The sequence below is a fragment of the Nocardioides sp. genome (assembly GCF_035547795.1).
Classification (GTDB): Bacteria; Actinomycetota; Actinomycetes; order Propionibacteriales; family Nocardioidaceae; genus Nocardioides.
Map to the genome: position 1 here is coordinate 1 of NZ_DASZUF010000062.1, position 6,876 is coordinate 6,876.

Sequence of the window (6,876 nt, forward strand, 5' to 3'; positions counted from 1 at the left end):
CGCCATCGGCTGACGGCCCCCGGCACCGCGGAACTCGGTGAGGTCGCCGTCGGCCACCTCCTCGACCGCCGCCGCGAGCGCCGCGGTGAGACCCCGCCCGGTCAGCGGCGCGGTGACGCCGGAGCTGGGCGATGCGGCCGCCCAGCTCAGGGTGGTGTGGGCGCCATGGCCGACAGAGGCGGCGACGGCGTACCCGCCTCCGGCGAGTACCGCCACCGCGGCAGTGGCGCCGACGGCGGCGAGCACCCGGCGCCGGCGGCGCAGGGCCAGCCCCTGCCGGCGGGAGCCGTCGAGGAGGGCGGGCAGGTCGGCGGAGACGTCGGCGACCGCGTCGGTGAGGGAGTCGTGCAGCTTCATCATCGTGTCCTCGCGGGTCAGGCCTGGTCGGCCAGGTCGGGGAAGTGGAGACGCAGCCGGGCCAGCGCGCGGGAGGCGCGGGTGCGGCACGCCGCATGGCTCAGCCCGAGCTGGTCGGCGACCTCGGGGTAGGGCAGGTCCTCGAAGTAGCGCAGCACGAGCAGCGCCCGGTCCTGCGCGGACAGCGTGGCGAGGGCGTCCAGCAGCGAGAGCCGCAGCGCCGGGTCGACCGGGGCCGCGGCCACGTCCGTGCCTGCCGTCCAGGCGACCTCGCCGACGCGCCTGCGCCGCCGGTCGGCGAGGAACACCCGGGTCAGGATGGTGCGCACGTAGGCCACCGGGTTCTCCGCCTGGGCTACCAGCCGCCACCGGGCGAAGGCCTGGGCGTAGGCGCTCTGGACGAGGTCCTCGGCCTCGTGCCGGTCACCGGTGAGCAGGACGGCGGTGCGCAGCATCCGGTCGCCGGTCATCGTGACCAGCTCCTCGAAGCTCCCCACGCGCGTCCCGGTCACGGGCTCCTCTGCCACATCGATCGTCACACCCTTCCAGATGGCGGTGGCCGCGGAAGTGTGACAGCGGGCTTCAGCGCACCGGGACCGAGCGGACCGTCCCGGGACGTACGGCGGCGGCCCGGCGCACCGCGGCCGGGGCCGTGGAGCGGGCATGGATGTTCTGCAGCAGCCCGATCGCCAGCAGCCCGGCGAACATCGAGGAGCCGCCGTAGGAGACGAACGGCAGCGGGACGCCGGTGACCGGCATGATGCCCAGGCACATGCCGATGTTCTGGAACGTCTGGAAGCCGAACCAGCACGCGATCCCGGCGGCCGCGACCCGGCCGAAGAGGTCGTCGGTGCGGGCCGCGATCCGCAGCGCCCGCCACAGCACCACGCCCAGCAGCGCGATCAGGAACGCCGAGCCGACCAGGCCCAGCTCCTCGCCGGCGACGGTGAAGATGAAGTCGGTGTGCTGCTCGGGGACGAAGTGCGCGCGGGTCTGGCTGCCGTGGAAGAGGCCCTGCCCGAACAGCCCGCCGTTTCCGATCGCGATCCGGGCCTGCTGCACGTTGTAGCCGGCCCCCTTCGGGTCCAGCGACGGGTCGGTGAAGGCCATGAACCGGTGGATCTGGTACGGCTTCAGGAGGTGTCCGAGCACGACTCCGGCCGCCGCCACGACGCCACCGGCGGCGAGCAGCGCCAGCCAGCGGCGCGGCGTACCGGCCGCGGCCAGGACACCGAAGACCGTCGCGGAGAGCACCAGCATGGTGCCGAGGTCGGGCTGCAGGATGATCAGCACGGCCGGCACCGCCGCGACCAGCAGCATCGCCACCACGTCGCCGCCGCCGATCCGCGCGCGCCAGCGGCCCTCGGTGCGCTCGGCGAGCACCAGCGCCATCCCGATCACCACGGCGAGCTTGGCGAACTCGCTGGGCTGGATGGACATGCCGGCCAGGTCGATCCAGGACTTGGAGCCGTTGATGGTGCTGCCCATCGCGAGTACCAGCACGAGGCCGACCAGCGAGGCGAGGTAGACCACCGGCGTCACGATCCGCACCCAGCGATGGTCGGTGGCACACACCAGCGCCATCAGCACCACGCCGATGGCGATGTTGACCACGTGCCTGCGCATGAACGCCGTCGGGTCGCCGCCGGGGTCGACCGGGTGCGACGTCGCCGACCAGACCAGCAGCGTGGAGAGCACCAGCAGCGCCAGCACCGCCAGCATCAGAACCCAGTCGAGCCGGGCGAGCCTGCTCATTCGTCACCACCCTTGCGAGCCGGCGGCAGGATCGAGCCGTCCTGGGCGAACGTGGGCAGCGCCTTCGGCGGGGTCACGCCCGGGATCGCCGCCTTCGCGGGGTCGACGGTCTGGGTGGAGTCCTCCGCGCCCTGGACGCCGTACAGCGACTCCCAGATCTTGCGGACCGCGGGGCCCGACGTGCCCGAGCCGGTGCCGGCCTGGGTGACGACCATCAAGACGACGTAGTCCTTGTTGTACGTCGCCACCCACGACGTCGACTGCTTGCCCTCCACCTCGGCCGATCCGGTCTTTCCGCGCACCTTGAGCTGACCCTCGGGGAAGCCGTTGAACTTCCAGGCCAGGGTGCCGTTCCAGCCGCTGTGCGGGACCATCGTGCCGAGTAGCGCGGTGTTGACGTAGTCGATCGCCTTCTTGCTGACGTGGACGTGCCGGACCACCTTCGGCTTGATCTGCTCGAGCACCTTGCCGTCGGCGCTGACGATCGCCTTGCCGACGGTCGGCTGGTAGAGCGTGCCGCCGTTGGCCAGCGCGCTGTAGGCGCGGGCCAACTGCAGCGGGGTGACCATGGTGTCGCCCTGGCCGATGGTGAAGTTGGCCGCGTCGCCCTGGCGGAAGTAGTTGCCCTGGAGGCAGAACTCGTGCGCGAAGAGCTTGAGGAAGGGCGTCTTGGCGGTGCCCTTCTCGTCCATCGTGCAGTAGTAGCCCTTCATCGCCCGGTAGTACGACGCCTTCCACTGCCGGTCGCCGACCCGGCCGCTGGCCTCGCCGGGCAGGTCGATGCCGGTCGGCTTGCCGAAGCCGAAGGTCTTGGCGGCAGCCGCCAACGGGTCCTTGGCGTTCGCGTTCGTCGGGTCCGAGCCGTACTTGTTCCAGAAGTGCAGACCCACCTGGTAGAAGAACGTGTCGCAGGAGACCTGGAGCGCCTCGGCGAAGGTGATCGAGCCGTAGGACTCCGACTCGTAGTTCTTGAAGTAGCGGTTGCCGATCTGCAGGCCGGGTCCGCAGGTGAAGTGCTGGTCGGTCGGCAGTCCGTCGGTGATCGCGCCAGTGGTCATGAACGGCTTCCACGTCGACCCGGGGGCGAACTGACCCTGGGTGGCTCGCGACAGCAGCGGGTTGTTGGACTTCTTGGCGTAGAGCTGGTCCAGCTGCTTCTGGCTGATGCCGCCCACCCACTCGCCGGGGTCGTACGTCGGCTCGCTGGCCATCGCCACCACCCGGCCGGTCTTGGCGTCCATCACCACCACGGCGCCGGAGTCGGCGACGTAGTTCTTGTGCGTGACCGGGTCGTAGGTCGCGCGCGCGGTCTGGATGGCGTTGCTGAGCGCCTGCTCGGCGGTGCTCTGCACCTTGGCGTCGATGCTGGTCACCAGGGTGTCGCCGGGCTGGGCCGGCACCTGCTTGGTGTCCCCCAGCTCACGGCCGAGCGAGTCGACCGCGACCGAGGTGTAGCCGGGCATCCCCCGCAGCCACTTGTCGTACTCCTTCTCCACGCCGGAGCGACCCACCTCGGAGGTGGCGTTGAGGGACTGGTCGTGGTCCTGCTCGGCCGCCTTGTACTCGTCGGCGGTGATCGGGCTGAGGTAGCCGAGCACGTCGGCGGCGTTGACGCCGTAGGGATGCGGGTAGTCGCGCACGCTCTCCTGGTCGGCCACCACGCCGGGGTAGTCCTCCGGCTGCTCCAGGATGCGCAGCGCGACGTCCTGCTTCACGTCCTCGGCGATGGGCACCGGCTGGTACGGCGAGCCGTTCCAGGTGCTCAGCGTCTTCTTGATCGTCGCCACCTTCACCCCGACCGCGTCGGCGACCCGCGCGAGCAGGGTGGCCTGGTCGGCCTGGCTGAGCTTGCCCAGGGAGGTCTTGTCCACGCTGACCACCCAGGCGGTGCGGTTGGTGACCAGCGGGCGGCCCTCGTCGTCGACGATCAGGCCGCGGGCCGGCTGCTGCACCACGTCGCGCACCGACTGCGAGGCCGCCTGAGCGCGGTAGGTGGAGCCGTGCGCGACCTGGACGTAGTAGAGCCGCACCGCGAGCGTGCCGAACAGGGAGAACACCAGCGCCTGGATCACGAACAGGCGCAGGCGGCTGGTGCGGTTGGGCGAGGTCATCGGCGGCTCATCGGGCTCGCTGGGGCTCCAGGCGGGCGAACAGGGCCAACAGCGGCGGCAGCACCAGCGGGGTGAGCAGCACGTCCCAGACCAGACCCACGCCGATCACCTTCACCACCTCGCCGAAGCCGACGGCGGGGTCGCGCAGCACCAGCCCGGCCAGCGCGTAGACGCTGGTGGCGACGAACGAGCAGGCCGCGACGGTGGCGACCACGGCGGTCGCGCTGGGCCGGTCGGTGTCCTGGCGCACCCGGCCGGCGACGTACCCGGCGACGAGCAGGGCCAGCGCCCAGCGGCCGGCGACGTGGTCCGCGGGCGGCGCCAGGTCGAGGAGTACGCCGGCGGCGAAGCCGAGCACCATCCCGAACTGACCGCCCCGGCTCAGCGCCCCGGCGACCACCACCATCAGCACCAGGTCGGGCACCACGCCGTCCCACGCGAACGCGGAGAACAGGCTGACCTGCAGCAGCAGCGCCACCGCGACCAGCAGGGCGCAGACGGTCCACAGTCGTGCGTTCACTTCAGATTCCCGTCGGCGTCGATGACGGCCCGGTCGCTCTTGGTGCCGCTGGGCACCACCACGCCGACCAGGTCGAGGGCGCCGAAGTCGACGTACGGCTTGACCTCGGCGGTCTTGGAGGAGTCGCGGACGCTGGAGTAGACCGAGGTGACCTGGCCGATCGGCACGCCGGAGACGTACGGCGCGTCCTTGTCGCTACCCCAGGTGACCACGGTGTCCCCGGCGCTCGGGGTGGCGGTCTGGTCGGCGAGCTGGAGGTCGAGCGGGCCGTCGGCGAGGTCACCACCACCGCGCACGAATCCGACCTTCATGGTCGAGCCGACCCGACCGCCGACGACCGAGTCGCCGTCGACGATCAGCAGCACGGTGGCGGTGGTGCTGGTCACCCTCAGCACCCGGCCGACCAGGCCCTGGGCCGCCACCACCGTCATGTCCGCCTGCACCCCCGAGGAGGATCCGGCGTCGATGGTGACGGTGCGGTGGAAGGACTGGCTGGGTCCGAGGGCGACCACATGGGCCGGGACGACGGCGTACCCGATGTCCTCGGCGGTCTTGGTGAGCCCGTCGTACTCGGCGAGCCGATTGCGGTCGTAGCCCGAGGTGCGCACCTGCTGCTCCAGCTTCGAGTTCTGCGCGCGCAGCGCGGCGATGTCGTCCTTCATCGCGCTGCGGGTCTTGAACCATCCCGGGATCGACGTCACCGGGCGGGTCGCCGCCGAGACCGCCGACTCGGCCGGGCCGAAGACCTCACCGACCACGCGGCGGGCCGGGTCGAGCACGCCGGCGGTCTGGTCGAGCGTGATCAGGGTGGCACAGGCCAGCACCAGCGCGATCGCGGTGGCCCGACGCGGCGCCCGCGGGTCGCGCGGCTCCAGGCTGCCGCGGCGGTTGAGTCCCTCGCGCATCCGTCTCACCAGCGCCGGGTCTCGGTGACGAGGACCTTCTGCAGCGCCTCGAACTCCTCCACGCAGCGGCCAGCGCCGTGGGCGACCGAGGTGAGGGGGCTCTCGGCGACGTGCACGGGCATGCCGGTCTCGTGCCGGATCCGCTCGTCGAGGCCCTTGAGCAGCGCGCCACCACCGGTGAGCACGATGCCGCGGTCCATGATGTCGCCGGCGAGCTCGGGCGGCGTCTGATCCAGCGTGGTGCGAACGGCGTCGACGATGCCGCTGATCGGCTCCTCGAGCGCGGCCCGGATGTCGGCGCTCGAGACCGTGACGGTGCGGGGCAGGCCGCTGACCATGTCGCGGCCTCGGATCTCGGCGTCCGGCTCCTGGGCGGCGGGCCAGGCCGAGCCGAGGGTCATCTTGACCTCTTCGGCGGTGCGCTCGCCGAGCAGCAGCGCGTGCTCCTTCTTCATCCACTGCACGATCGCGTTGTCGATGTCGTCGCCGGCGGTGCGCACGGACAGGCTGGTCACGATGCCGCCGAGGGAGATGACCGCGACCTCCGTCGTACCGCCGCCGACGTCGACGACCATGTTGCCGGTCGGCAGGTGGACCGGCAGGCCGGCGCCGATCGCGGCGGCCATCGGCTCCTCCACGATGTAGACCCGGCGGGCGCCGGCCTGGTAGCCGGCCTCCTTCACCGCACGCGTCTCGACGGCGGTGATGCCGCTGGGCACGCAGATGACCATCCGTGGCTTGGCGAAGTAGCGCCGTCGGTGGACCTGCTGGATGAAGTAGCGGAGCATCTGCTCGGTCGCCTCGAAGTCGGCGATGACGCCGTCCTTGAGCGGCCGGATGGCGGTGATGTTGTCGGGTGTGCGGCCCAGCATCCGCTTGGCCTCGTGGCCCACGGCGAGCACCTCGCCGGTCGTCTGGTTGAGCGCGACGACGCTCGGCTCGTCGACCAACACCCCGCGACCGCGGACGTACACCAGCGTGTTGGCGGTGCCGAGGTCCACGGCCATGTCACGGCCGATGAAGCTGTTCGCCATAGGTCTGCCTCGCTTGGGCCCACAGGGGCGCTGTGCCGGGGAAGGAGCACGGGCAGACACCGGTACGGCGCCACCCGACCATGAGGCTAAGTGTTGTGACTGGTGTTTCTACTGAGGCACGCCGGGCGGAAGTGACAACGTCGAGGAGTCACTTACGGCGCGTCGAGAGGTCACCTTTGGCGCGTCGAGTGTCC

At 71.2% G+C, this 6,876-nt stretch carries 7 protein-coding genes; all 7 read right to left on the reverse strand.

Annotated features, from left to right (window positions below; genetic code table 11):
• Positions 1-357, reverse strand: a 357-nt coding sequence (locus VHA72_RS04575; RefSeq protein ID WP_325573261.1) for a hypothetical protein, incomplete at its 3' end; no start/stop codon positions are given.
• Positions 358-374: 17 nt separating this feature from the next.
• Entirely contained in the window at positions 375-869 is a 495-nt protein-coding gene (locus tag VHA72_RS04580) for a SigE family RNA polymerase sigma factor (protein WP_325573262.1), read from the reverse strand.
• Between the two features lie 70 nt (positions 870-939).
• Positions 940-2,112, reverse strand: coding sequence for a rod shape-determining protein RodA (rodA, locus tag VHA72_RS04585; protein ID WP_325573263.1), 1,173 nt, complete (start codon positions 2,110-2,112; stop codon positions 940-942).
• Positions 2,109-4,223: a penicillin-binding protein 2 gene (gene mrdA, locus VHA72_RS04590; protein ID WP_325573264.1), complete on the reverse strand. Its 2,115-nt coding sequence runs from the start codon at positions 4,221-4,223 to the stop codon at positions 2,109-2,111. Before mrdA ends, rodA begins: the two co-directional genes overlap by 4 nt.
• A gap of 7 nt (positions 4,224-4,230) precedes the next feature.
• Positions 4,231-4,743 (reverse strand): rod shape-determining protein MreD, encoded by a 513-nt coding sequence (gene mreD, locus VHA72_RS04595; protein WP_325573265.1) that lies wholly within the window; start codon positions 4,741-4,743, stop codon positions 4,231-4,233.
• Positions 4,740-5,648 (reverse strand): rod shape-determining protein MreC, encoded by a 909-nt coding sequence (mreC, locus tag VHA72_RS04600; RefSeq protein WP_325573266.1) that lies wholly within the window; start codon positions 5,646-5,648, stop codon positions 4,740-4,742. The genes mreD and mreC overlap by 4 nt, the downstream gene beginning before the upstream one ends.
• Positions 5,649-5,653: 5 nt before the next feature.
• The gene (locus tag VHA72_RS04605; protein WP_325573267.1) at positions 5,654-6,682 is read right to left on the reverse strand and encodes a rod shape-determining protein; all 1,029 of its coding nucleotides are present in this window, start codon (positions 6,680-6,682) and stop codon (positions 5,654-5,656) included.
• Between the last annotated feature and the right edge of the window lie 194 nt (positions 6,683-6,876).

Coding starts and splice junctions, on each gene's coding strand:
- rodA (WP_325573263.1), bottom strand. CDS start 2,112: ATGAGCAGGCTCGCCCGGCTCGACTGGGTTCTGATGCTGGCGGTGCTG.
- mrdA (WP_325573264.1), bottom strand. CDS start 4,223: ATGACCTCGCCCAACCGCACCAGCCGCCTGCGCCTGTTCGTGATCCAG.
- mreC (WP_325573266.1), bottom strand. CDS start 5,648: ATGCGCGAGGGACTCAACCGCCGCGGCAGCCTGGAGCCGCGCGACCCG.
- VHA72_RS04605 (WP_325573267.1), bottom strand. CDS start 6,682: ATGGCGAACAGCTTCATCGGCCGTGACATGGCCGTGGACCTCGGCACC.